The sequence below is a fragment of the Yoonia maritima genome (genome assembly GCF_003003285.1).
GTDB lineage: Bacteria > Pseudomonadota > Alphaproteobacteria > Rhodobacterales > Rhodobacteraceae > Yoonia > Yoonia maritima.
Genome location: NZ_PVTP01000017.1, coordinates 21,295 through 46,382, shown reverse-complemented (window position 1 = coordinate 46,382; position 25,088 = coordinate 21,295). Strand labels below are relative to the sequence as shown.

General features: G+C 52.1%; 23 protein-coding genes and 1 pseudogene. 16 read left to right on the top strand and 8 right to left on the bottom strand.

Annotated features, from left to right (window positions below; translation table 11 throughout):
• Positions 1-139 precede the first annotated feature (139 nt).
• Positions 140-685 carry a recombinase family protein gene (locus tag CLV80_RS17615; RefSeq protein WP_106359255.1) on the bottom strand — a complete coding sequence of 182 codons (546 nt, stop codon included), beginning with the start codon at positions 683-685 and terminating at the stop codon, positions 140-142.
• A 497-nt stretch (positions 686-1,182) separates the two neighbouring features.
• On the opposite strand from CLV80_RS17615, the gene CLV80_RS17605 reads away from it, so the two are divergent.
• From CLV80_RS17605 to CLV80_RS17590, 4 genes are all read left to right on the top strand, one after another.
• Complete coding sequence (locus CLV80_RS17605) at positions 1,183-1,605, top strand: ImuA family protein (RefSeq protein WP_311135540.1); 423 nt, start codon at positions 1,183-1,185, stop codon at positions 1,603-1,605.
• Positions 1,574-3,031 carry a Y-family DNA polymerase gene (locus tag CLV80_RS17600; protein ID WP_106359252.1) on the top strand — a complete coding sequence of 486 codons (1,458 nt, stop codon included), beginning with the start codon at positions 1,574-1,576 and terminating at the stop codon, positions 3,029-3,031. Before CLV80_RS17605 ends, CLV80_RS17600 begins: the two co-directional genes overlap by 32 nt.
• Positions 3,028-6,345: an error-prone DNA polymerase gene (locus CLV80_RS17595; protein ID WP_106359251.1), complete on the top strand. Its 3,318-nt coding sequence runs from the start codon at positions 3,028-3,030 to the stop codon at positions 6,343-6,345. The genes CLV80_RS17600 and CLV80_RS17595 overlap by 4 nt, the downstream gene beginning before the upstream one ends.
• Before the next feature lie 386 nt (positions 6,346-6,731).
• Positions 6,732-7,343: a hypothetical protein gene (locus CLV80_RS17590; RefSeq protein WP_106359250.1), complete on the top strand. Its 612-nt coding sequence runs from the start codon at positions 6,732-6,734 to the stop codon at positions 7,341-7,343.
• A 233-nt stretch (positions 7,344-7,576) separates the two neighbouring features.
• On the opposite strand, the gene CLV80_RS17585 is transcribed toward CLV80_RS17590, so the two are convergent.
• From CLV80_RS17585 to mgtE, 4 genes are read right to left on the bottom strand one after another with little or no spacing between them, the layout of a single operon-like run.
• Positions 7,577-8,620: a succinylglutamate desuccinylase/aspartoacylase family protein gene (locus CLV80_RS17585; RefSeq protein WP_106359249.1), complete on the bottom strand. Its 1,044-nt coding sequence runs from the start codon at positions 8,618-8,620 to the stop codon at positions 7,577-7,579.
• On the bottom strand, positions 8,620-9,525 hold the full coding sequence (rimK, locus tag CLV80_RS17580) for a 30S ribosomal protein S6--L-glutamate ligase (RefSeq protein WP_106359248.1): 906 nt from the start codon (positions 9,523-9,525) through the stop codon (positions 8,620-8,622). The genes CLV80_RS17585 and rimK overlap by 1 nt, the downstream gene beginning before the upstream one ends.
• A 35-nt stretch (positions 9,526-9,560) precedes the next feature.
• Positions 9,561-10,010, bottom strand: coding sequence for an ATP-dependent zinc protease family protein (locus CLV80_RS17575; protein WP_106359247.1), 450 nt, complete (start codon positions 10,008-10,010; stop codon positions 9,561-9,563).
• Between the two features lie 2 nt (positions 10,011-10,012).
• Positions 10,013-11,386 (bottom strand): magnesium transporter, encoded by a 1,374-nt coding sequence (gene mgtE, locus CLV80_RS17570; protein WP_106359246.1) that lies wholly within the window; start codon positions 11,384-11,386, stop codon positions 10,013-10,015.
• A gap of 52 nt (positions 11,387-11,438) precedes the next feature.
• On the opposite strand from mgtE, the gene CLV80_RS17565 reads away from it, so the two are divergent.
• Positions 11,439-11,759: a hypothetical protein gene (locus CLV80_RS17565; protein WP_243394614.1), complete on the top strand. Its 321-nt coding sequence runs from the start codon at positions 11,439-11,441 to the stop codon at positions 11,757-11,759.
• Between the two features lie 118 nt (positions 11,760-11,877).
• Here CLV80_RS17565 and CLV80_RS17560 read toward each other — a convergent pair whose 3' ends face one another.
• Together CLV80_RS17560 and CLV80_RS17555 are read right to left on the bottom strand one after the other, a co-directional pair.
• Positions 11,878-12,243, bottom strand: coding sequence for a hypothetical protein (locus CLV80_RS17560; RefSeq protein WP_106359245.1), 366 nt, complete (start codon positions 12,241-12,243; stop codon positions 11,878-11,880).
• Between the two features lie 20 nt (positions 12,244-12,263).
• A complete protein-coding gene (locus tag CLV80_RS17555; RefSeq protein ID WP_106359244.1) occupies positions 12,264-12,731 on the bottom strand; it encodes a helix-turn-helix transcriptional regulator in 468 nt (155 codons plus the stop codon).
• A 98-nt stretch (positions 12,732-12,829) separates the two neighbouring features.
• On the opposite strand from CLV80_RS17555, the gene CLV80_RS18830 reads away from it, so the two are divergent.
• The 8 genes and pseudogenes from CLV80_RS18830 to CLV80_RS17515 all read left to right on the top strand — a co-directional run.
• Positions 12,830-13,018, top strand: a complete 189-nt coding sequence (locus tag CLV80_RS18830; protein ID WP_106359243.1) for a MerR family transcriptional regulator — start codon at positions 12,830-12,832, stop codon at positions 13,016-13,018.
• Between the two features lie 188 nt (positions 13,019-13,206).
• The gene (locus CLV80_RS18825; RefSeq protein WP_375342205.1) at positions 13,207-13,449 is read left to right on the top strand and encodes a helix-turn-helix domain-containing protein; all 243 of its coding nucleotides are present in this window, start codon (positions 13,207-13,209) and stop codon (positions 13,447-13,449) included.
• 239 nt (positions 13,450-13,688) lie between these two features.
• Entirely contained in the window at positions 13,689-14,198 is a 510-nt protein-coding gene (locus CLV80_RS17540) for a PDDEXK family nuclease (protein WP_243394613.1), read from the top strand.
• Positions 14,195-16,318: a TnsB C-terminal domain-containing protein gene (locus tag CLV80_RS17535; RefSeq protein WP_106359241.1), complete on the top strand. Its 2,124-nt coding sequence runs from the start codon at positions 14,195-14,197 to the stop codon at positions 16,316-16,318. Before CLV80_RS17540 ends, CLV80_RS17535 begins: the two co-directional genes overlap by 4 nt.
• Positions 16,305-17,261: a TniB family NTP-binding protein gene (locus CLV80_RS17530; RefSeq protein ID WP_106359240.1), complete on the top strand. Its 957-nt coding sequence runs from the start codon at positions 16,305-16,307 to the stop codon at positions 17,259-17,261. Before CLV80_RS17535 ends, CLV80_RS17530 begins: the two co-directional genes overlap by 14 nt.
• Positions 17,254-19,062 carry a TniQ family protein gene (locus CLV80_RS17525; protein ID WP_165793420.1) on the top strand — a complete coding sequence of 603 codons (1,809 nt, stop codon included), beginning with the start codon at positions 17,254-17,256 and terminating at the stop codon, positions 19,060-19,062. Before CLV80_RS17530 ends, CLV80_RS17525 begins: the two co-directional genes overlap by 8 nt.
• Before the next feature lie 373 nt (positions 19,063-19,435).
• Positions 19,436-19,669, top strand: coding sequence for a recombinase family protein (locus CLV80_RS17520; protein WP_106359238.1), 234 nt, complete (start codon positions 19,436-19,438; stop codon positions 19,667-19,669).
• 419 nt (positions 19,670-20,088) lie between these two features.
• Positions 20,089-20,322, top strand: a pseudogene (locus CLV80_RS17515) (integrase core domain-containing protein); the annotation flags it as partial.
• 366 nt (positions 20,323-20,688) lie between these two features.
• On the opposite strand, the gene CLV80_RS17505 reads toward CLV80_RS17515, so the two are convergent.
• On the bottom strand, positions 20,689-21,702 hold the full coding sequence (locus CLV80_RS17505; RefSeq protein ID WP_243394612.1) for a LacI family DNA-binding transcriptional regulator: 1,014 nt from the start codon (positions 21,700-21,702) through the stop codon (positions 20,689-20,691).
• Positions 21,703-21,894: 192 nt separating this feature from the next.
• On the opposite strand from CLV80_RS17505, the gene iolG reads away from it, so the two are divergent.
• From iolG to CLV80_RS17490, 3 genes are all read left to right on the top strand, one after another.
• Complete coding sequence (gene iolG, locus CLV80_RS17500) at positions 21,895-22,881, top strand: inositol 2-dehydrogenase (RefSeq protein ID WP_106359235.1); 987 nt, start codon at positions 21,895-21,897, stop codon at positions 22,879-22,881.
• A 112-nt stretch (positions 22,882-22,993) separates the two neighbouring features.
• On the top strand, positions 22,994-23,917 hold the full coding sequence (locus CLV80_RS17495) for a sugar ABC transporter substrate-binding protein (protein ID WP_106359234.1): 924 nt from the start codon (positions 22,994-22,996) through the stop codon (positions 23,915-23,917).
• 64 nt (positions 23,918-23,981) lie between these two features.
• Positions 23,982-25,088 (top strand): ABC transporter permease, encoded by a 1,107-nt coding sequence (locus CLV80_RS17490; protein ID WP_106359233.1) that lies wholly within the window; start codon positions 23,982-23,984, stop codon positions 25,086-25,088.

Here is a 25,088-nt window from a genome sequence, read left to right as displayed (position 1 = left end):
CCTGTTAAATCTTGTTCGAGTTTGGCGACCAGTCGGCACAATCACAAGGGGAATAATGCCGTCATACACAGCCAAAAGTCGAACTATCTTCAATCAGCTCCAATGAAGGTCACCTCATTGCGCCTGCTAGCTTGTTGTCTCAGCGAAGCCTTGAAATCGTGGTGTGAGCGACACCCAAATCTTTAGCTATAGCGCGGCAGGTATCTCCTGCTGCCAGGCGATCGCGAGCGAGCTGACGTTGGTGCTCCGTAAGTTTTGGCTTGCGTCCAAACTTCACGCCTTTGGCAATCGCGATCTGTCGACCTTCATTCGCACGACGGGTTATGCGTTCTCTTTCGTCTTCAGCTAAGGCTGAAAGAAACGCGAGGATGCCTTTCCCCATTGGGGTGGTGAGATCGAGCCAAGGCTTATCCAAAACGTTAACGGTCGCGGATCGGTCAGCGACACGTTGGATAATTCCGATCCCATCCATCATTGATCTAGTAGCCCGATCCCATTCCGCGATGATCAATACGTCCCCTGCCCCCAAAGCATCGATGGCGCGTTCCAACTGAGGCCGGCCTTTGACGGTCCGACCGGATGCGACTTCACGGAAAATCTTGTCTGCCTTGGCAGTGTTCAGCGCACCGATCTGGCGATCGAGGGATTGCCCCTGACTGGACACTCTGGCGTAACCTATGAGCATACGAAAATCCCAAATAATATGAATACATTATGCACCGGATATATGCACCGCTTCAATTGCATGTTTTCAAGGCTTCAGAAACGTGGTGCAAATATCATGAATTTCGCTACACACACCTAAAGCAGTCGTTGCAGCATTGTGCAGCGAAAGTCTCAAAAGAGCCCAAATTGCGTAATGCTGCAAAAAGTATGAACGACGGCAATGGACGAAAGCGACCGTTCGCTGTGCTTTGCACAAATGCCAAATATGCGGAAAAGCCATCATTTACCGTTCTTTCCTTATAGGTTTTTGGCGACACTCAGAAACTAATGTTGCTTAAGGCCTTTGGATTTATTCACCTCTAAAGCGTTTAAGTTTCGTGCATGTCATGTAATGTCCCTCCCATGCTCAGTTTTTTCACGCACTTCCCCCTAAAGGTTTCACGCACGCATGAAGTTTGCGGCCCAGCTGCGGTGTCATTTGCCTTTGCGTTAGCAGCGCATTGCGGAGGCAGTGTAATGTGGGTTTCTAAGGCTTGGCAGGCTGAACAGATCAATCCCAATGGGTTTAGCGCGTACATGGATCCGCAGAACCTGCTTATCTCCAAAGTTAAAGACCAAGATGACGGACTGGCCGTTGCCGAGGAAAGCCTGCGCTCTGGTGCAGTGTCTTTGACGGTCATCGAACTGACTAAGTCCCTTAGCTTTACCGCAGGGCGGCGGTTGCAACTTGCCGCTGAAACGGGGCGTTCAACTGGATTGTGCATTATCCCCGAAGGCATGGGCAACAATGCAGCCGAGAGCCGTTGGCGATGCAGCCCACTTTTTGACCCGCAGGACTCGACTCTTCAGCGTTGGGAAATTATTAAGAACAAATCGGGAACATTAAGCGCGTGGGATGTGAGATGGGATGCAGAAACGCGTCGTGTCATTGTGGTTTGAAAAACTACCCAGCGAGAGGGTTTTACGCGCGCACCCGACGGATGCGCCATTTGCCCTAACCCACCACCAAAAGAACACCGACCGCATTTATTGTCTGAATACCGAGGCTGAAAAAGCTGGACTGCATCGTGGCATGGGGTTTTCGGATGCGCGGGCATTTTGTCGTGATCTGCAAAGTCGCCCTGCTGATCTGAACGCCGATGAGCGCTTTCTGCATATGCTGGCACGGTGGAGCAAGCGTTATTGCCCTTGGGTTGGCCTTGAAGGGCGTGATGGGTTGAGCCTGAACATCACGGGGTCTGCGCACTTATTTGGTGGTGAGGGCCCCTTGCTGGATGATATGCGCCTCCGCCTTACCCGTTCAGGCATTAGCGCACGAATAGGGCTGGCGGATACGCGTGGTGCCGCATGGGGTATGGCGCATTATGGTGCGGGCGGGGTTTGCACCCAGCCGCGCTTGGCTTCCCTTCCTATTGCAGCTTTGCGTCTCGATGAAAAAGCCTGTGTGGGCTTGCAACGGCTTGGCGTGCGCAGCATCGCTGATTTGGTAGCGTTGCCTCGCGCTACTGTTACCCGCCGTTTTGGGCGCGATGTGCTGTTGCGCCTTGATCAAATGATGGGGGACCAGCCAGAGGATATTTCGCCCCTGCCCGATGCCCCCCATTACGGGGTTCAAATGACACTTCCCGAACCGATTGGTCTTAAAGAAGACGTGATGGCGGGGGCGGAACGGTTGCTGGGCCGTTTGTGTGCCAAGCTTAAGGCGAATGAAAAAGGCGCACGGATATTGCAGCTCACCCTGCGCCGTGTGGATCAGGGAAGTCAGCAGGTTGAACTGCGCCTTGCCCAACCGCTACACGACGCGGCCCGTATCCTGCCTCTGTTTGAACGCGGTGTGGATACTGTTGATGCGGGCTTTGGCATTGATCAGTTGCGCCTTGTCGCCACGCAAATTGAAACTTGTCAGGCCAAGCAGATCAGCCATAGTCGGGGGCGAGAAACTGACAGGTTAGACGACCTCATCACACGAATTGGTGTGCGCATCGGTTTGGAAAATGTTCAGCGGTTTTTACCCGCTGATAGTCACATCCCAGAGCGCAGCTTTATCATTTCACCTGCGGCTTATTCCGCACCGACAAGCAGTTGGGCCACCCCGCAACCACGCCCCATATGTATATTCCCCCCAGAACCCATCACAGCCCACGGCCCACGTCCACCTGCGCGGTTTAAGTGGCGGCGTATGCCCCTAACAACAGGCCGTGCAACGGGGCCAGAACGTATCGCCCCAGAATGGTGGTTGAGCGATGACAACTGGCGTTCCGGCATTCGTGATTACTGGAAAATTGACACACGCGAAGGCCGCCGCCTTTGGCTGTTCTACACACCGCAATCGCCCAATTGGTATGTGCAGGGGATTTTCGCATGAGGTATTCCGAGCTTTGCGTCACCTCAAATTTTACCTTCCTAAAGGGAGCATCCCACCCTGAGGAGTTGATGTTGCGGGCCGCCGAACTGGGGCTGTCTGCTATCGCGATCACGGACCGTAATTCACTGGCGGGTGTTGTGCGGGCCTATTCTGCGTTGAAGGAGCTCAAGCGCGGCGCAACGGAAGCGATCAAAGTGCGATCCAGTCAGCAGATGGATTCCGATACACGAAAACGCGACGGCCCTGCGCTTGAGATACCACGCCCTGAGACAATGCAATTCCCGAAGCTCATTGTCGGGTGTCGTTTGGTGTTGCGCGACAGCCCCGTTGATTGGATCGCCTTGCCGCAAGACCGCGCGGCATATGCGCGTCTGTCCCGTCTTCTGACCCTTGGAAAACGGCGGGCCGAAAAGGGCGACTGCCACCTTGATATGCATGATCTGTTAGACGGATGCGCGGGCATTATCTTGATTGCTTTACCGCAGGGGAATATCCACGCCAAACCAGTGCGTGATCATATCCAAGCTGCGATTCGCAGTTATCCCAACCATGTGTTTCTTGGGGCGGCACCTAGATACAACGGGTCCGATCAAGCCTATCTAAAGTCTTGTGCAGAACTGGCGCGGCGCACCTCGGCGCCGATGGTCGCCGTTGGGGATGTCTTGATGCACCACGCCAATCGTCGCCAGTTGGCGGATGTGCTGACCTGCATGCGCGAACATATCACCATCGACCAGATCGGCACTCATGCTTTGCCCAACGGCGAACGTCGCCTCAAGGGTGCGCAAGACATGGCGCGGATGTTTCGCGACCACCCTGCCGCCATTCAGCGCACGCTTGAGATCACCGCACGGTGCGGGTTTTGTTTGAGTGAGTTGTCGTATGAATACCCAGATGAGATTAGCGACAGTGAAACACCCCAACAGCGCCTGACGCGCCTTGCCTATGAGGGGTTAAAACGGCGCTACCCAAATGGCGCGACTGACAAGGCCATCGCCCAAGTCAAAAAGGAATTGATCCTTGTCGAGAAACTGAAATTCCCTGCCTACTTTCTGACGGTGCATGACATTGTGCAGTTTGCACGCGGCGAAGGCATACTGTGCCAAGGGCGCGGGTCTGCGGCCAATTCGATCCTGTGTTACTTGCTAGGCATTACCGATGTCAGCCCCGAAACCATCACGATGGTTGTTGAACGCTTTGTGTCCGAACATCGTGGCGAACCACCCGACATTGATGTCGATTTTGAACATGAACGCCGCGAAGAGGTGATCCAGCATATCTATGCCAAATACGGACGCCATCGCGCAGGTCTATGCGCCACGGTGATCCATTTCCGATCCCGTGCAGCCATCGGCGAAGTTGGTAAGGTCATGGGCTTGTCGAAAGACGTGACCGCCAATTTGTCGGGGCAAATTTGGGGCCACTCCAACAGCGGCGCCGACCCCGAACGCATCCGCGAACTTGGTCTTGATTTGAACGACAAGCGCCTCGCCCAAACCATACGTTTGATTGGTGAAATCATCGGCTTCCCACGCCATCTGTCTCAACACGTTGGGGGCTTTATCATCACCAAGGGGCGGCTTGATGAACTTTGCCCGATTGAAAATGCGGCGATGGACAACCGCACCATTATTGAGTGGGACAAAGATGATATTGATACGCTTGGTATTCTGAAAGTCGATATCCTCAGCCTTGGAATGCTAACGTGTATTCGTAAAACCTTCGATTTGATTGCAGCGTCGGAAGGCGGCGAACCGCTGAGTATCGCGACTGTGCCGCAAGCGGATACCGCAACCTATGACATGCTATGCGCCGCTGACGCGGTTGGTGTGTTTCAGGTCGAAAGCCGTGCGCAGTTGAACTTCTTGCCCCGCATGAAACCCCGTGAGTTTTATGATCTGGTGATTGAGGTCGCCATCGTGCGCCCCGGCCCGATCCAAGGCGGCATGGTGCATCCCTATATCAACCGTCGCCAAGGCAAAGAAAGCGTGAGCTTCCCGTCCCCCGAACTGGAAAAGGTATTGGGCAAAACGCTGGGTGTGCCGCTGTTTCAGGAACAGGCAATGCAGATTGCAGTTGTTGCGGCGGGGTTCAGCCCCGAAGAGGCCGACCATCTGCGCCGTTCATTGGCGACGTTCCGGCGGATGGGAACAATCAGCACTTTCAAAGACCGCTTTATCGGTGGGATGCTTGAGCGCGGATATGAACCAGATTTTGCTGAACGATGCTTTGGCCAGATCGAGGGGTTTGGTGAATATGGTTTTCCAGAAAGCCATGCCGCCGCCTTTGCACTGCTCGCCTATGTGTCTGCTTGGCTCAAATGCCATCACCCTGCGGCCTTTGCATGCGGGTTGCTGAATTCACAACCGATGGGGTTTTACGCACCGGCCCAGATCGTGCGCGATGTCCGCGAACACAGCGTTGAGACACGGCCGATTTGCGTGAACAACAGCGCATGGGACAATACGCTTGAGCGCCGCTCGGATAGCAGCTTGGCGCTGCGCCTTGGGTTTCGTCAGATCAAAGGGTTTCGCGAAGAAGACGCAGGTTGGATTGTCGCTGCGCGTGGTAATGGCTACCCCGACCCTGAAAGCCTGTGGTTACGGGCGGGCATAGCCCCAAACGTGCTGGAACGGCTGGCCGAGGCCGATGCATTTTCTGACATGGGTTTAGGGCGACGCAATGCGCTGTGGTATGTAAAAGCGATCCGTGGACAGCAGCCTTTGCCCTTGTTCAACGACCCCATCGAAGGCGAAGGCATCTTTGAGCCGCGCGTTGATTTGCCCACCATGAACCTTGGCGAAGAGGTGGTGGAAGACTACGTTTCTATGCGCTTGTCTTTGCGTGCGCACCCGATGGAATTGTTGCGCCCCAACATACCGAACCTCACGACCCACGCCGCCCTTGCCACGGCCCCGCTTGAGCGCACATGCGTTTGCGGCCTTGTGATAACACGCCAGCGTCCCGGCACGGCCTCTGGCGTAGTTTTCCTGACGCTTGAAGATGAAACAGGCGTTTCCAACGTGGTGGTTTGGCGCAAAGTTTACGAACAATACCGCCGTGTTGTCATGGGCGGGCGTCTGTTACGGGTCACGGGGTATCTGCAACGTGAAGGCATCGTCGTGCATTTGGTTGCGCAACATATCGAAGACCTATCGCACCGCCTAAGCGAGCTTGGGCATCCTATGGATGACGCAATCGGGATAACCGAACCCCAAGCTGACGATGCGCCGCGCAAGCCTCGCTATCCCTCGCGTGCCAGGCATCCGCGCGAGCAGGCAAAGCGGCTATTTCCGAGCAGGGATTTTCACTAAAGATATCTTAGATTTTAATGTCACACATTGGATACATAGACGTTGAAGGATACCGCTATCGACTCGTTGTCGACGTTCGCAGTATCTGCACGAAGGTCGGCCTTGGGCCATCTAGCAGACATTTCGAACGACACTTTGAAGGTGAAGTTTGTCCGCGCTGTGTCAGTTCAGACAAGCCGCAGCGAACGGCACGATTTCCTGAACCGATCATTGGTGCAGAACGCGGCGAAGGTCTCAAGAGAGCCCGAAGTAACGGCTGCTGCGATTTGCACGAGTGTCTGGTTCTGCGGGTCTCTATCGCTTATCTGTTTTTCAAGCCTGTTCTGTGAAGTTCGTCCAGAGCAGAAAATTGTATTGATGCGCATTCAGCGATAGGTCTAAATAACATGCCTCAAGAAGTCAGACTTGCAGGTAAGAAGTTGTTTTTGTCACCGCTTCTTACTGGTTCAATCATTTTTGCCTCACAAATATCTCAAGTCCTTGCCGATGAGACTACATTGATTGCGTCACGAACGCTTGACCTCGACGGTGACGGTCTGGCAGAAATTATCGAATTGCGTGGTTACGATGAGCTTAGACTCGATATTAGATCTTCTGACGGTTCAAAAATTCTTGCGTCAGGTGGAGTTGTTGGTTGGCTCAATGAGCCAAGTGATCAGCCGCAACTTGAAATGAATGATGTCGGCTCTTTGACTGTCACATCTGAGCACTTGAACGGGCCAAGTAAGTACCGAGTGAACCTTGTCGTAGCGCACCGTGCTGAGGCATATCGCGTTGTGGGCCTAACGTATGATCAATGGGGTCTTGATTTTGATGATCCTGAAACTGGGGAAATGTTTGGTCAAAGTTGTGAGATGAATTTGCTGACTGGCAATGGTCACACAACATTTCCAGATTTTGGTGATTTGCAGGTTCGGAGCATTGATTTTCCGGTACCGACCTTAGAGGACTGGCGATGGGAAATGCTTGAGGATATTTGTGGAGAAGGTGCCGAATAGGGTTCGGCAAATATCGCTTAGTGCGGTCATTCCAAGTCAAGTTTTGAACGGCAGCAAAGTCCGCGCTGTGTCAGTTCAGACAAGCCGCAGCGAACGGCACGATTTCCTGAACCGATCATTGGTGCAGAACGCGGCGAAGGTCTCAAGAGAGCCCAAATTACCAAACTGCTGCGACGCAGCGAATGCACGCTATTTCATGTGCTACCAAATGAACACGTTGCAGGCCTAGGGGGTCATATAATCTCGTCTTCATCGAACAGTGGGTCATCTGATAGCTGGTCGTTCAAATCTTCGACTGTGCCTTCTGCGACAGACATGGATTTCACACGTGCGAGGTGGAACACAGCGTCACCTTCATTGACGATGGGCAGAACGGCCCGTCCCACGACGATGCCATTGAAAGGCGCGACGATATCTTCTTCGGCTTCGCCGAAGGGGTCAGCGACAACCGCCATGATGTCGCCCTTGGCGACCACATCGCCATCGGCACGGAATGTTCGAAGTAGCCCACCTGCAGGTGCGCGGAGCCATTTGCTGGACATGCAATATTGTGATGCAGCTTTAGGCTTTGCGATGCCTTTTGCCGAAAGCATTCCGACATGCCGCAGCACGCGCAAGATGCCCGCAACGCCAGCCCGTACCGACATTTCGTCAAACCGCAGACCTTCACCCGCTTCATAAAGCAGAACATCCTTGCCAATATCCTTTGCCGCCCCCCGCAATGATCCTTCGCGCAGCGGCGATTGCAGGATCACAGGTGCTCCAAATACTTCGGCCAGTTCTGCAGTATAGGCGTTATCAGGCGAAATGCGCACTTGCGGCAGGTTTGTGCGATGGATCGCAGCCGAATGAAGGTCGATTCCAAGATCACAACGCGCGACGATTTCGTTCAAAAACAGATGTGCCAGCCGCGAAGCGAGCGACCCACCTGGCGTGCCGGGGAACATGCGGTTCAAATCCCGCCGATCAGGAAGATAGCGCGAATGGTTGATGAACCCGAAAGCGTTCACAATCGGGATCACAATAAGCGTACCGCGCAGCGTTTTAAGATTGGGTGCCCGCAAAAGGCGGCGTACGATTTCAACGCCAATCACTTCGTCCCCGTGGATGCCCGCGCTGACAAACACAGTCGGACCATCGGCCTTGCCGTGAATGACATGCACCGACATCGCGACAGGCGTGTGGTCCGACAGAACGCTGACGGGAAGGTCAACGGTCTGCCGTGTGCCTGCAGGGATGCTTTGGCCACCAATTTCAAATGCTGCGCGCCGCGCCATTAGCCTTTACCTTTGGTCTTGGTGTTGCCTTTGGCGGCGCTTTTCTCAAGATACTCGATGATTTTTCCCGCAACGTCCAGACCAGTAGCCTTTTCGACGCCTTCCAGACCCGGGGATGAGTTCACCTCCATAACAACAGGCCCATGGTTTGCGCGCAGCATATCAACACCACAAACATTCAGGCCCATGGATTTTGCAGCGCGAATGGCTGTTGAACGTTCTTCTGGTGAAAGCTTAATCACCTGAGCAGAGCCACCACGGTGCAAGTTCGACCGGAAGTCACCTTCGGCACCTGTGCGTTTCATGGCTGCGATGACTTTGCCGCCGACAACAATGGCGCGAATGTCGGTTCCGCCAGCCTCTTTGATGAATTCCTGCAAAAGAATGTTCGTGCCTGTTGCGCGAAATGCCTCTACCACAGAAGTTGCAGACCGGTTGGTGTCAGCCAAAACCACACCTAGGCCCTGCGTGCCTTCCAACAGCTTAATAACGATAGGTGCACCGCCAGCCAGTTTCAGAACCTCGTCGGTTTGTTTGGGGTCGTGCGCAAAAGTCGTCACAGGAAGGCCGATGCCATCACGGGCAAGCAACTGCATGGAACGCAGCTTGTCTCGGCTACGGCCAATCGCAACGCTTTCGTTCAAAGGATACACACCCATCATTTCAAATTGGCGCAACACGGCTAGGCCATAAAACGTGATAGATGTACCAATGCGGGGGATAACCGCATCAAAACCTTCAAGTTTTTCGCCGTTATAATACATTTCAGGACGCCGCGATGCGATGTTCATATAGCAGCGCAGGGTGTTAATAATGTGGAACTCATGCCCACGTTCTTCAGCGGCCTCTTTCAGGCGTTGGTGTGAATACAGTTTAGCATTGCGTGCCATCATAGCGATTTTCATATCGAAAACCCTTTCTGCCTCTGGGGCGTTGACCTTTAAGAACTGGTCAAGTTTGCGCGGCGTGTATGCACCGCAATGTTATGTTTCTTGAGCGCGGTGCGCCCTATGATCATCGGAAATGTCATGTTGCTGCGATCAGCAAGAGACACTGATATGAGCCAAGATTTATTCGTCAGCTTTAGGCGTGTGCGGATCACAATACGCACCTCGGGAACGCCGCTTGTGTTTTTGATTTCACGTCGATCATAGACGGGGCATTCGGCCCAATGAGTTGGTGCATCGTCGGAAATTTGCGTCTGGAACCGCACCCATTCAATTCCGTCGTTGTCAAAGACTTCGATATGCGTCGCATGCAGCGCGGATGTCCGGGCGCCTGTGTCAATCTTGGCCTTCAATTGCCGGACATCAAGATCTGGAAGATCAAGGTGTTCCATCCATCCAATAACCAGCAGGTCAGGTTTGGGCTTTTTGGTTGCTTTGCTCATCGTTACACCAGCCATGGCATCAAAAGTGTCGCAAGGCTCAGTACGAAAAAGAACCCAGCCATATCAGTTACAGTCGTCAAGAGCGGCCCGCTCGCTACGGCAGGGTCTTGGCCGATCCGTTTGAGTAATAGGGGCACCACGCCGCCAATCGACACGGCCAACATGGTATTCAGTGCAAGGGCCGCACCAATCACGAGCCCAAGCGCAGGGCTTCCCTTCCAAATCCAAGCAACGATGCCAATGAGAATGCCTAAGGCGATCCCGTTGATGACACCAACGCTGATTTCTTTAAGCCATACTTTGAAAGCATCCTTGGGACGCACAAGACCGAGGCTTAGTTCGCGCATGGTGACGCCAACCGCTTGGTTGCCTGAACAGCCGGACATGTCCGATACCATCGGCAAGAACACTGCGATTGCGATGACCGCGAGCAGCGTTTCCTCATAAGCGGAAATCACCGATGCCGCGATCATATTCAGCACAATATTGGCTGAAAGCCATGCTAGCCGCCGCCGTGACCGCAGCCAGGTTGGCATTGACCGTAGTTCGTCCCCGACAACACCTTGCAGTTTGAGGTTCTCGCTTTCGGCACGTTCTAGCAATGCCTGAGAAACGGCATCGCGGCTCACGACACCCAGCACCTTGCCATCATCGCCCACGACCGGCACGCCCAGAAAATCAAACTTGTCGAAAATGTCTCCAAGATCAGATAAAGTCGCGTTCGCTAGTACCGTCTTTGGTTCAACCATAATGGTTGTCAAAAGCGCGGCCCGTTTGGTTGCAAGCAAACCACGCAGCGAAACCACGCCAACCAGACGACCAGTACCGTCAATAATATAAGGGTGCTGGCCGCGATATCGGTCAACATCATCATCGTCTTTGGCAAGCACCTTAATGACGTCGCTGACTGTCATTGTGTCCGCGCATGCGAATACTTCTGACATCATCAGGCCACCAGCAGTGTCATCTTCGTATTCTGACAGCCGGCGGACATCAGCAGCTTCCTCAGCATCCATCTGGCTAAGGATAGCCTCGGCTTCTTCGTGCTCCATGTCGCCGATAAGATCGGCCTGCACGTCAGAATCCAGTTCGTCCATAATTTCGACGGCGCGTTCAGTCTCAAGGCCCTCCATAAGGTCTGCAGCGACTTCATGCGGTGCTTCCTCAATCAGGTTGGCAGCCATTTCGGGTGAGACCAGCGTCAGAACAGAACCGCGTTCTTCTACTGTCAAGTTCAGTAGCTCTCGGAGCGCTTCTGACAGTGAAAGCCGTTCAAGTAGGGAATCCAATTGCACAGCATCGCCAGCCGCTACTGCAGCTTGTAATTCTTCCGACAAGTCGATGTCGATCTCAATAGGGGTGACGTGCTGATTCATTTCGGTTTCTCCATGCGGAGTATTTACATAGGCAAATATTTATTGTCTATAGATGAAAAATGATCACGTATTGGAAATTAAAATGTCTCACTTTCAGGCTGCTGCGCAGCAACTATCTAACCTCTACGCAAAGAGCTTTGGTGGCAAAGAAAGTGGCCGGTTTCGAATGTCATCGAAGCAAGTCAAAGAGTTGTTAGGAAAGAAACGGCTTTATGCTGACGATATCGAACAGCTGACACGCGCCGTCTTGGAGGAAGGCTATGTGCTCATCAATATGGATAGTTTTTTTGTCGTGCTCAGCGCTAATGCGTTTGTAAATTATAGGCGGGTCAGCGGCGAGGCGCTAACGACCGCGATGACAGGGGCAATCTAGGAGGCGCAGCAATCAATTTCTGAAGTACGTCACTGAAGCGGACACTGGAACGGTTGCATCGAGCGGCCGCTCTGTCCCACATCGCGGACACCAGCCCTGCCCGAGATGAAGGTCTGGTTCAAAGCGAGTGAGGAGCATCCTTGCGGCAGGCCTTCAACGTTTGAACGAAGCGCATGCCAGCAGCCAAATTTAGTTCGCTGTTTTGGGCATCAACAAACCTCTGCGCCATTCGCCAATGCCTAAAGATTGCAGCCAGCGATTTACTTAGGCAAACTACAAAAATCGCCATGCTGGCTAGCAAAGCCAAGTCTAGTAAGATCATATTCGACAGATGCTGTGAGACGATAATATGAGCCGCTCGGATCGTCAGAAATAGCATGGCGAGCTTGATTGCTGCAAAGGTGGTTACTTCAAGAAAGTCACCTGTGTCGGATAAGTTCCGAAGGCCAATTTCGTGTATTAATTGCTCATCTGATTTCTGCATTTATCTTTCGGCTCCCGATGTCATCTTACCATTTCGACCCAAATTCTAGCGCTATCGCGGTGTTCTACCCTGCGGTGTTGGCGTCCTTGAAACCATCTCGCGAGGACGGCTCTGCGCTGCGCATTAGAAAGTTCAATTTTTTTGACTTTCAGATATCGATCGACCGCTTCAGTGAAGCTTTCAATGTGTTTTAAATCGTCAACTGAAGGCTCATCCACGATACCAAGAACCAGCCAATTCAGGTCGAGTTCAAAAAAGGTTGCGATCTTGGCGAGTAGCTCGACGCTGAAGCTTCTCTGACCCTTTTCGTAATGATGATATGCCCTCAGCGAGATGCCCAATTCTTGAGCAAGCTCTGCTTGGGTTTTTTCATATTCGTGCCTGACGATGGAAAGGCGCGCACCAATTGCTTCAGCAGAACTGTCGACAATTGGGTTCGTGATGTTTTGCTTCGTTTGCAAGGTAGCTTTAACCTTCACTATGTGCATATTTGTGCACATTGATTCTTGTAATGTGCATGTTGCGCAATGTGCACCGATTGGACAGATCATGTCAAAGCTGGGCGCGTTTGTGAGGATAAAAGAGAATGATCGACGATGGTGAATACTTGAGCCCCAAAGAGTTGGCGGAGCGCGCGGGAGTTACAGTTGCGCTCATCCGGAGATACATGAAGGAGGGAGAACTCGAGTACATTGAACATTCTCCCAAAAACCGGAAAATCAAATACAGTTCATGGCTTGACTTGGTTGCGCGCCGAACACACCCCGTCAAGTGACCCTCGCTAGCCTGTTTGAGCTAAAAGTGCCGAACTGATGCCAACCGATACAATCGGCGCATCGTGATGCTTAACGTCGCTACTGCGCGCCATCAGCGCATATTAGCGCTTGATAACATTATCATTTTATTGATTCGTTGATTCGCGCCTGTTAACTCTTCACTACGAAATCTCGCAATTACTACGAGATGTGGGGGGACCCAATGGCCGTTGACATAGAACAGCACGATGCAATCAAACGTCGTTTACGCGCAAAAAACGTTAGGTTCACTGACATCGCAGCAGAGGTGGGGTGTACAGCAAGTTTGGTGACTATGGTTAGTCAAGGTCACCGGTCCCATGAAGACGTCGAGAACACAATTTCACGTCATCTTCAGGAGCCAAAGGCAACTTTGTGGCCATCCAAGCATTTCGAGGAGGCGCAACAATGACAAAAACTTAGTCCCTAAAGGAAAACGACCCTAGGAGGTGGTACTCCCAAGGCCGCTAAATTCGTTTGGTACGATGCGTCCTGTTTTCCTGAAAATCGTCAAAAAGTCAAGGCTAAGCGTCGGCAATGCTGACGGTTAGTGCCCTTTACTCAATCACAGGAGAAACGCCTTTGGGCGATCAGTCAAACACGGCTGTTCATCAGAGCTATCGGCTCGCCCAACAAACGGCGTCACAAGTCATGAAAAAGAATCAAAACAAATTTATCTATCGCGAACCGCATGCCAGCCGTGCGGCCCGAAAAGTACTAACCCGATCAACGGCCAGCTTGCGCGGCCTGATGGTTGCAATGCTGCCAGCGTATGAATGGCCTAGAGAGATACATTATGAGAGCGCGCTGGAGTACCGGTTTCTATGCCTGATGCTGATAAGACCGGATGTTTTCGATCTGCGTGAGCAAGCACCGGGGATCCGTTATCGAGGGCAAGATAACGCACCCAAAACTCACTTCTTCGATTTCTTGGTGACATTCACAAACGGCGAACGTGTCGCTTTCGCCATCAAACCATTGGATCGTGTGATAAAGCTGGGATTTGTTGCTGAGCTTGAAATCATCCGCAATGCGACCCCCAAGCATTTCGCTGACAAAGTTGTTCTTGTCACGGAACAACAGTTGGACCGAAAGGCTGCGACCGCTGCCGCACGGCAATTGATGCGGAACCGCCCTAGCCTGACGGAGGCTGCAGCATGACCTATCATTTTCGCTTTGGGAAATCCGATATGTTCTGCTTCAGTGGCGTCCAGTACCGACCGATTGAGGTGACCTCGGATTGCGTTATCTTGGAACGCGCCGATGAGCCTGGAATAACAGAGGTCTTCTCACATGAAGAGCTGTTCAGTCTGGTGCAGACGCCTGAGGCAACTTTCCGGCCAGGGTATTTTGACTGGTCGGATCGTAAGCTTCAATCCAGCGTAGCATTCGATGCTTTGTCGGTCCTTGATGACAAAAGGAAACCGCAAGTTCTTTGGCGTCAAGCGATCTGCGACGCCTACATCGACTTTGAAGTTCGAAGGCTCATCAATCGGACCGAGGCCAGCTTTAATGAGATGAAACCCCAACTCGAAGCCGAGGCCTTAAGACGTGATGGCGAAGAATTCCGCAACAAAGGCAAACGTGCAGGCACGGACTTGCGCAAGTTAAAATTTCCATGCTCAAAATCTGTCTTCAATTGGGTTCGAACTTATCAAGATAGTGGGTACGACCCACTCTCGCTCATCCCCAAACGGCACCGCTCTGGCAACCACGGGCTGCGTTGGTGCCATGAGACAGAGGCATGGATATCTCGCGTCATAGAGACCTATGCTGATACACAACGCCCAACAAAAATTGCTGCGATCGACGCGACGATCGCAGCAATTAAAAAGGAAAACGAGCGCCGTCGAAAGACCGATGAACATCCCCTTCATGTTCCATCCGTCCGCGCGGTTCGCGCGCGACTTGCGCAAGCCGATCCATACTACATCCATGCGAAGCGATACGGCATCGCGGCAGCAAACAAGAAATTCACATTGTTTGAGACCGGTGTTGATGTGATTGCACCCATGGAACGTGTTGAAATGGATGAGTGCAAACTGGATATCAAGTCATTACTGGCAGCCACCGGTATACTTGAACACCTTGCTCCAGAACGCCGTGTCGCCTTGGAGCAAGGTCGCCGGTGGATTTGTGTCGCTATCGATTGTGCCACCAAGTCCATTCTAGCCCTGCGCATATCTGAAAACCCTTCGGCGGATGAGGCAATTCGCACGTTGCGAGATGTCTATACTGACAAAACTGCGATAGCGCAGGCTTGCGATTGCGAAAGTACGTGGCATCAATCGGGGCAGATTGGTTTGCTGGCGGTGGATCAGGGTTCGGCATTCGCGTCCGAAGCATTCCAGACCGCAGCGAAATCGCTTGGAATCGTCCTTCAATTTCCACCGGGTGGCCTTCCATGGCTACGAGGTCACATTGAGACATTTTTTCGCACATTGGGTCATCAATTGCTGCCGCTTTTGTCGGGGCGTACATTTTTTAATCCAGTTGAGCGCGGCGATTATCCCTCTGAACAATTGGCATGCCTCAGTGACGATGACTTAATTCAGGTTCTTATCACGTTTGTTGTCGATATTTATCACAACCAGCCCCACGGATCTCTGGGTGGTGAAACGCCGGGCGATTGTTGGGACCGGCTAGTGGCAGTGGAAGGCACGCCATTCACGCCGGACGGGCATGTAATGCGAAAAGCCTTTGGACGGCGGTTTGAAAGGCAGTTGCGCGGCGATGGCGTTCTTTTTGCCCGCACAGGTTATAGCTGTGATGCATTGCGCGAAGCATTTTTGCACTCGCCCGAACGGAAAGTCGAAATCTGTGTCGACACCCGTGATCTCGGCTGGATCTTGGTCAAAGTGGGAGGTGTTTGGCACGCAGCAACAGCGAATGTGTCCGGGTTGGATGGTGTATCCTATGAAGTCCTTAAAGAAGCCTCACGGTCATTGCGTTTGAAATTCCAAAATCAAGCCGAACTCAACTTTCCAATTATACAACGGGCTATTTCTCGGATCTCTGACACAAATCGTGCCGCAATGATCAGGTCGGAACTAACCCCGTTCCATGTGACCGACGATGAGATCAGACGGAATGAAAAGGCCCTCCACTACTCCCTTCGTTCGGCAGAGGAAAAGCTATCATCGGGCGCAATTAGCAGAGATCCGCTCGCCGATGGCTTAGAAATTTCGATGTCTGAAAACCAGCCAGAAGACCCCCTGCCCGCTACTGACCATCAGAAGCCATCACGCAGGTCATCATGGAGGTTTGATGATGGAGAGTGACCTCGGCAATACCGCTGACCGCATCGCGGCCCTGAAGGACCATTTCGTCTGGCATGAACGGTTCGAACCACTGCAAGAGCGGCTATCGCTGCTGATGGAAAAGAGGTTGGCAGACTTGTCCGCCGACCGGATCACCGAGGCGCGCGGTATCGCCCTGTCGGGCGCATCTGGCACCGGTAAGAGTCGTGCAATGACACACCTCATTTCTGGTATTTGGAAGCGGTTTGCGGAACATGACCTGCCCCATGGGGCCATCATAAGCTTGCGAGTGCCATCCCCAGCGACACTAAAATCTGTAGGGCAAATGGTTTTGAGGGCGCTTGGCTACAAACTCTCTGCCGAAAGACAGGCATGGTACATTTGGGATTTGGTCCGTTTTCAACTCCGCGAACGCAAAGTCCTTTTCTTACATCTGGACGAAGCACAGGATCTCAGTTCACGCGGGACCCGCAATGAAATGACCTCGGTTGCCTCCATGTTGAAAACACTGATGACAGATGAGGATTGGCCAGTTGGCATCATTTTATCAGGAACCACTGAACTTGAAGAGATATTAAACCACGACCCGCAACTAGCACGGCGTATGAACACAATCCGCTTCGATCCTATTTCTGCAGGCGCGAATGCAGAAGATGTGCAGGGGTTGCTTGCCGGTTACGCCAAACGGGGCCAAATAAGATTGGCAAGTGATACCGTCGGCATCCCGTTGTCTGAACGCCTGATACATGCCGCAGCGTTTCAATTTGGTTTAGTCATCGAGATCATAATCGAAGCAATCGAGCTAGCTTACGTCCGCGGTGACGAAATTCTCAGTCAACATCATTTCGCACAAACGTACACGGATCGCACCGCATGCGCAGATGCGTTTAACCCATTCATTGTCGATGACTACTACGCAATCGATGCCAGGCGCGTCTTTACCCGGGAGACTGACCGTGACTGAAATTTCTCAACTGCCTCTGACCGTAGAGTTGACCATTGGTGAGAGCGCTATGTCGTTGGCATCTCGGCTTGCACGCCGCAATGGAGTTCCGCGTATGCTCACCTTTTGCTCTGACCTTGGTCTTGACCACAAGGCTCTGGCGAATGGGAACGACAACGAAATCAATCGACTTTCAAGTGTTGCCGGTTGCGATCCAAAGGCAGTTTCATTCTGGACCCCAAAATTCGGAGATGATGGGTATTTTCAGCTTGGAGAGGAGAAGCTTAAATTTACCTCCTTTGATCGCACCCGTGTGCGCGCATGCCCTCGCTGCATCTCCGAAAGCCGTGAAAGACACGGAGAGACCGGCCCTGTTCACCTGGGCATCTGGCAACTTTATAGTATCCGCACCTGCCATCGCCACCTATGCATGTTGGTAGATTTACCGGAGCCTAAAAATCGGTCCGATAATTTCGACTATTCTCGAATTCTTGATCAGAGCATTTCAAAAACTGCCGCTCCGGTACGGCGGGACGATCAAAATTTCGAGCGTTGGCTGTTGGCACGGCTTGAAAACGGTCCGGCCAATAGCTGGCTCGATAGCCTTCCACTCCACGTCGCAACGCAGTTATGCGAAAACTTCGGATTTTTAGTCGCTTTTGGGCCCGAAATTCCACGGTCAAAAATAACGGTAGAGCAGTGGCTCAAAGCAGGCTGCAAGGGATTTGATGTCCTGCAGCACGGCCCCAAAGCATTAACCGATACACTGAAAATGATACAGTTACAGTCCCCAGTAGATGTTAAACAGTACCGAGAACGCTATGGGATCTTCTTCAAGTGGCTACGTGATCGCAATAAGGATCCTGCGTTTGACGACATCCGTAATCTTGTTCGCCCGTTCATCTGGTCGAATTTTCCGGTGCCTGAAGGTGGTGTAGTGTTAGGTGAGGTCTGCCCAAGACAACACGTCTTTACTCCTAGAACTGCCCAGAAAAAGTTTGGGATTAGCCGTTGGAAATTTGAACAGCGCTTGATCGAAACAGGCTTTGCACCAAAGCCCCCTGACGGGAGCCGCCCAGTCTTGCCTGACTATCCCAGTTTGGAGACGATAGAACAGATTGTGCGCGATATCGAGAAGTTACGAGATGCAAAGAGCACCGCAAGCTTTCTGGGCATTGAGCGCGGAACATTACTCATTCTAGTCAAAGCCGGTATATTTCAGGTTGAGCTGAAACTTGACACTAAGGCACCCTATTATGACAGTCGCAAAGTCTCTGCGTTTCTTGCTCAGCTAAGAAAGCAGTGCATCAAAAGTGACGGTTCGATTGATGCTGGCACCGAGCCCTTCTCAAAGGTGGCTGTTAGGTCTCAGTGGGGGCTAGGTGAGCTACTAAAGCTCATACTGTCAGAACGATTAACTCTTCACGCCGACAATCCAAAAACGGCCAAATTCCACGAATTTAGGGTGTCATTTCCTGTGGTGCAAAAAGCAATGGCGCAACAGAATGGGACATTTTGCAGCCTCAGTGACGCTGCAGAAACCCTTGAGATTGACACCAAAACTGTTCGCGCACTGATCAGTTTAGGTTTCATCGACACTGTTTCACGTTCACCTCAAGAAACGCGCCAACGCTGGCAGATCGTATCAAAGAAATCCGTTTCTGAGTTTGACAGAAAGTATATTTCGTTGAAAAAACTCTGTTTGCTAAGGGAAGAAAGCATCCAGTACATGACTAAAGAACTCATCAATGCACGATATTTGCCCCTGCCTCTCGGCCGAAAGACACAACGAATTTTCCGACGATCTGACGTGCTAAAATGAGATAGCACGTCACCTATCACCACTTCGAGATAGAGCCAGCGTTCCGCTGGCTTTTTCTTTGGCGTTAAAAGGAATATTTATGCTGCCGAAAAGGAAACTTGGCTGCGCAATTCAGATTTAGGTCCGTTGATTTCATTGTATTTTAAAGGCTGAAAAAGGAACTATTATGGGTTCCTGATCACCCTTTTTTGTCATTGGAGCGTAACTATGCAAGTTGCGTGTCAACTCAGTAAATGCGCAACAGTCCCCTCTTTCGAAATTTTAAAATCGCGTATAGCCTTTATATCAGACACGTTTGACGTGTTTTGTGTTCATCGGCTGTGAGGTTTGACCCTTGTTATTCGGATACATATCCAAGTGCCCGCATGAAGATATGTCCTGCCTTGTCCTTCAACGCGAGAAACTGATGGCTTATGGCGTGGTCCCAGACCGAATATTTTCCGACACTCGTCAAAAGAAACGCGATAACCAAATTGGTCTGCGCAACTACCTCAAAGCCCTGCGCGCCCAAAGCACATTGATCGTTTTGACGTTGGATCGTTTAGGAGATCACACGCTTGATATCGTTGAGCTCGGTGGTGTTTTCTGCGTCGCGAGACCGGTCTGAACGTCTTATCTGGCCTTGGATCCGACCTTGATTTCTCGTCGAAATCTGGTCGCAAAGCCCTTGAATCTTGAGCGCTTCTTTCTGATTTCCAAAGAGAATGTCACAGCGATAAGATATTGAAAGGCTTAACTCAATCGCGTGCGCGTGGGATCGTTGGAGGTCCGCGATTCAAGCTGTCAAAGAAACAGGTCATACGAGCACAAAAGATTGTGTGCCAGTCGAGAAATCACTGTCAAACAACTTTGCCAAGAACTCGGAATTGGAACTGTAACGCTGTATCGATATGTCGATCCAAACGGCAATTTGCGCGAATATGGTCGACGCGTATTGAATGGATAAGTCGCACGAGCCAAATTTGGCGAAAATTTATAATCACGCAACGCGCTTAGACTAGTTGCAGGCTAAGAGGTGCTTGCCGGTATCCCAAGACGATCAGATTCGATAACGGGAGCGAATTTATCTCTCGGGACATGGGCTTGTGGGCGTATCAGCGCAACGTCACGCTGGACTTCTCACGACCAGGAAAGCCCACTGATAATGCCTTCAACGAAGCCTTCAATGGCCGGTTCCGCGAAGGATCTTTGAACGCGCACTGGCTCATGGCGCTTGAAGATATGGATACACACGTCAAAGTAAGGTACATCACCGAAGCCTCAAAATAGTCGTGTGAGCAGCCCCCAAGTCTTTAGCTATAGCCCTACAGATACACACCATCGAAAGCCGAACGAATTTGTGGAACCCGCCCTCCTCTCAGCCAAGATGGCTTCGCCTGTGCCGACAAGCCCTTTCGCCGCGCGCTCTTGGCCGAGGGAGATCCATTATGAGAGCGCGCTGGAGTACCGGTTTCTATGCCTGATGCTGATAAGATTGGACGTTTTCGATCTGCGTGAGCAAGCTCCCGGAATACCAGCCCTTGGAATCGCTTGTTTAAAGGGTGACAAAGCCAAGGCCTTAAGCCTCGATACCATGACCATCAGGTGAACGCACTAAAACTGCCCTAAGCGCCATTCGCAACCTTGCTATGCGCTGTCTCGCGTGATGAGTTGTCCGTGGAATGTGCGTGTCATGTCTTTGGATTCTGATTGTTCCAACACGTCGACGAGATAATCTGCCATTGCAGTCAGTGGCTGTCTGTAGGTAGTGAGCTTGTAGTTTGGGCTTGCTGCTAATGGAACATCATCAAAGCCTATAACCGCGATGTCTTCAGGTACGCGCAGGCCCAGCTGGTGTCTGATTGCGTCGATCGTGCCGATGGCAAGTGCGTCATTTTCGCAAACGATGATGTCGGGCCGCGTGGTTTCTTGTTGATTGGCGAATTGGTGACCAACCATTTCAGCGGCAATGTTTGCATCGTATGATGGTGCGCTCATTGAGGGTACTGTCTGGTCCGTGTGTTTCAGCCAATGTGCCAGAAATGTTTCCTTGCGCATTAAATGGGCGGAAACTGTGCGCGGCCCCGCAAAATAGAAGGGACGCTTATAGCCGCGATCGAGCACGTATTGGGCTATTTCACGTGTTGCTGCTGCGTCGTCGACCGCAATAGAGATCGTGTTGGGGTTCTCTGATGTGCGTGCAAAGATGATGAGCTTTTGTAGCCTGCGTGCGCCAAGGGCGGCCGCCAGCACTTCGTCGTCAAATTGAATGCCAATGAGAATAGTTGCATCGACGCGCCGCTGGCTGGCGTTCGCAATTGCCGGGCCGGCATCTTCCGCGTTAAGCGTGTTAACGAGCAGCGTATCCCACCCACGCGAGCGCAATGCTCTTGTGAGGCGTTCAAGCATCACCAATTTGTGTGGGTTTGCAAAATCATCCACCAGCAAAGCAACAAGGTTGGACTTGTCGGATGCAAGGGCTGCGGCGCGTAGATCAGGTAGATATCCTAACTGGCTTGCCGCTTGCATGACCTTTTCACGCGTCATTGGTGAAATAGAGGCGTCTTTCTTGAACGCCCGATTTACGGTCCAGCGAGAAACGCCTGCAGCTACGGCCACATCATCGGCAGTCACGTTTTCGGATGCTTCGTTCTTGGGCAAGCCTATTTTCCTTTGTCGATCCCAATCGTTTTAAGATCGTCCTATCCAAATTCATAGCCCTAACGAAAATGACCCATTTTGGGGCCTAGAGGGTTTTTTGCACACGAGTGCAAAAAGAGCTTGCACGCGCGTGCAAGATTGATGCACATTCGCCGCAAGCAGGGATCTGCAATATAGATTCGGGAGGAATACATGCTGAAAGTTGGTTTACTTGGTGCTGGACGCATTGGTCAGGTGCACGCTGTAAATATTGCGGGAAACTCGCGTTCGTCACTTGTTGCGGTTGCAGACGCTCATGCGCCAGCCGCGGCGACGCTGGCCGCGCAATACGGCTGTGAGGCACGCAGTTCCGCCGAGATCGTTAGTGATCCAAACATTGATGCAGTATTGATCGCGACATCAACCGACACGCACGTTGATTTTATCGAAGCCGCCGCGAAAGCGGGCAAAGCTGTGTTATGCGAAAAGCCTGTTGATCTTTCGCTTGAGCGGGCCCAGCAATGTCTGATCGCGACGAAAGACATGGGCAGCCCGATCATGATCGGTTTTAATCGCCGCTTTGACCCTAGTTTTGCAGCGCTACGTGCACAAAGCGCGCGGGGTGAGATCGGTAAATCAGAGCTTTTGTCTTTGACGTCATTTGATCCTGCACCACCGCCTGTGTCGTATATCAAAGTGTCCGGCGGATTGTTCCGGGACATGATGATTCACGATTTCGATATGGCGAATTTTTTGATGGATGATCGCCCGGTTTCCATTCGTGCAGTTGGTACATCTCAGGTGTCTGAAGAGATTGGACTGGCTGGCGATGTCGATACCGCTGTGGTCACGATGACATATGCCGATGGCCGCATTGCTGTCATCAAAAATAGTCGCCGCGCCGTTTACGGTTACGATCAGCGGATCGAACTGCTGGGGTCATATGGGTTGCTTCAGGCACATAATATACTTGAAAATTCTGTCGTAAAATCGACCGTCGAGGGTGTCGTGTCCGGCAAGCCGGTTCACTTCTTCCTTGAACGTTACATGCCTGCCTATGCCGCAGAGTGGGAGGCATTTGTAACGGCAGTCATCGACAAAACCCCGATGCCGATCACGTTGGAAGATGGCGTTGCAGCTCTCGCAATGGCCGAAGCCGCGACTTTGTCCGCACAGACAGGACAGCTCGTCGACGTTTAAGAATTCGAATGTGGCCTGCATCGCAGGCCCCAATGCCTAGCTGAATAGCTAGGTGAAATCCGGCAGGGGGAGCTGCCGACAATCTAAGAACCTTTTAGGGAGGGAAACTATCATGAAAACACTATTGGCAACGGTCGCCGCGACGGCTGCACTTGCAGGTGCAGCGCCGGTTATGGCGCAAGACATCATTGTTGTTGCACACGGTCAGGCAAATGATCCGTTTTGGTCAGTTGTAAAAAACGGCGTTGAAAAAGCTGCGGAACACACCGGCGTAAGCGTCGATTTTCGGTCGCCAGAAACCTTTGATATGGTCGCGATGAGCCAGCTAATTGATGCGGCTGTGAACCAAGAACCTGACGGGCTGGTTGTATCCATCCCAGATGCAGATGCTCTTGGGCCGTCAATTGAGCGCGCTGTCGCTGCGGGCATTCCTGTGATCTCGATGAATTCGGGTTCGGATGTCGCGGCCGAACTTGGCGCGTTGTTGCACGTCGGTCAGTCCGAATATGACGCAGGCGTTGCTGCGGGTGAAAAACTGGCTGCGATGGGCGGGTCCAAAGGTATTTGCGTCAACCAAGAGGTCGGAAATGTCTCGCTTGATCTGCGGTGCCAAGGTTTCGCTGATGGCTTTGGCCAAGAAGTATCCGTTATTCCGACACAAAACGATCCAACAGAAGTGCAGGCCAAAGTACGCGCCGCACTTGAGGCCGACGAAGACGTCGATACCGTTCTTGGTCTAGGTGCATCACTGGTCGGTGAACCCGCTGTTGCTGCCGTAGAGGCACTTGGCCGTAATGATGTGTTGATCGCGTCTTTTGATCTTTCTGCTGGTTTCCTTGAAGCCGTTTCAGAAGGCAAAGCATCCTTTGCAATTGACCAACAGCAATTCCTTCAAGGCTATCTGCCGGTCGTTTTTCTGGCGATGAACGCTGAATACGGTTTGGTTCCTGGCGGTGATGTGCCGTCTGGCCCGAACTTGGTTACTCAGGACGCCGCAGGTCTCGTCATCGAACTGTCTGCCCAAGGCATCCGCTAAACGAAAATTGCGGGCTGCAGAAAATTTGCAGCCCGTTCCTAAGTCTTCAAGGGGGACCGATCACATGCTGGCAAAAGCCAATCCGGGGATCGACGAACGCATCAAATCAGAGCCATTCATGACACGCTTAATGAAGCGCCCGGAGCTGGGTGCCATCGGTGGCGTTATTTTGGTGACAATATTTTTTATGATCACTGCCGACAGCGCAATGTTCACACTGTCAGGAATTATGAACTTTATGACGCCGGCTGCGCAGCTTGGCATTCTTGGAATCGCGGCGGCGATGCTGATGATTGGCGGAGAGTTTGACCTGTCGATTGGATCGATGGTTGCTTTCGCGGGCATGATTTTTGGGGTGTTTACAGTTAACGTCGGGCTCCCTCTTATTTTTGCTATCCCGCTTACACTAGCTTTTGCCGCTTCGATTGGCGCGGTGAATGGAATGATCGTCATTCGGACGGGGTTGCCTTCGTTCATTGTGACACTTGCCAGCCTTTTCATCTTGCGCGGCGCTTCTCTGGTTGGGTTAAAGCTGTTCACTGACGGGTCCACCCAATTACGTGGGGTGCGTGATGCGGTCGAAAACGACTTTTTGACGCCCATTTTTTCAGGCGAGGCATTCGGATTTGTCTTCCGAAAACTAGCCGATATAGGGGTCTTGGAAACGTTCAAATCAGGTCTGCCAAAAGTGCCCGGTGTTCCCGTTGAAATTCTTTGGTTCATCGCGTTTGCCCTTGTTGCCACTTATATCTTGCTGCGTACGTCTGCTGGAAACTGGATCTTTGCCACAGGTGGCGATTCCAATGCAGCACAGAATTCTGGTGTGCCGGTACGTCGGGTCAAAATCTCTCTTTTTATGGTGACTGCTATGGCTGCGGCGCTGGTTGCAATCATCACTGTGATCGACGCCGGATCGACTGATGCGCGGCGCGGGTTCATGAAAGAATTCGAAGCAATCATTACGGCAGTAATCGGTGGCTGTCTTTTGACTGGCGGGTACGGTTCAGCGATTGGTGCGTTTTTTGGCGCTATCATTTTTGGGATGGTGACCATCGGGCTGACCTACACCGACTTTGACCAAGATTGGTTCCAAGTCTTCTTGGGCGGCATGCTGTTGATTGCTGTAGTCTTTAACAATGCCATCCGCAAACGCGTCACCGGGGAGCGCTGA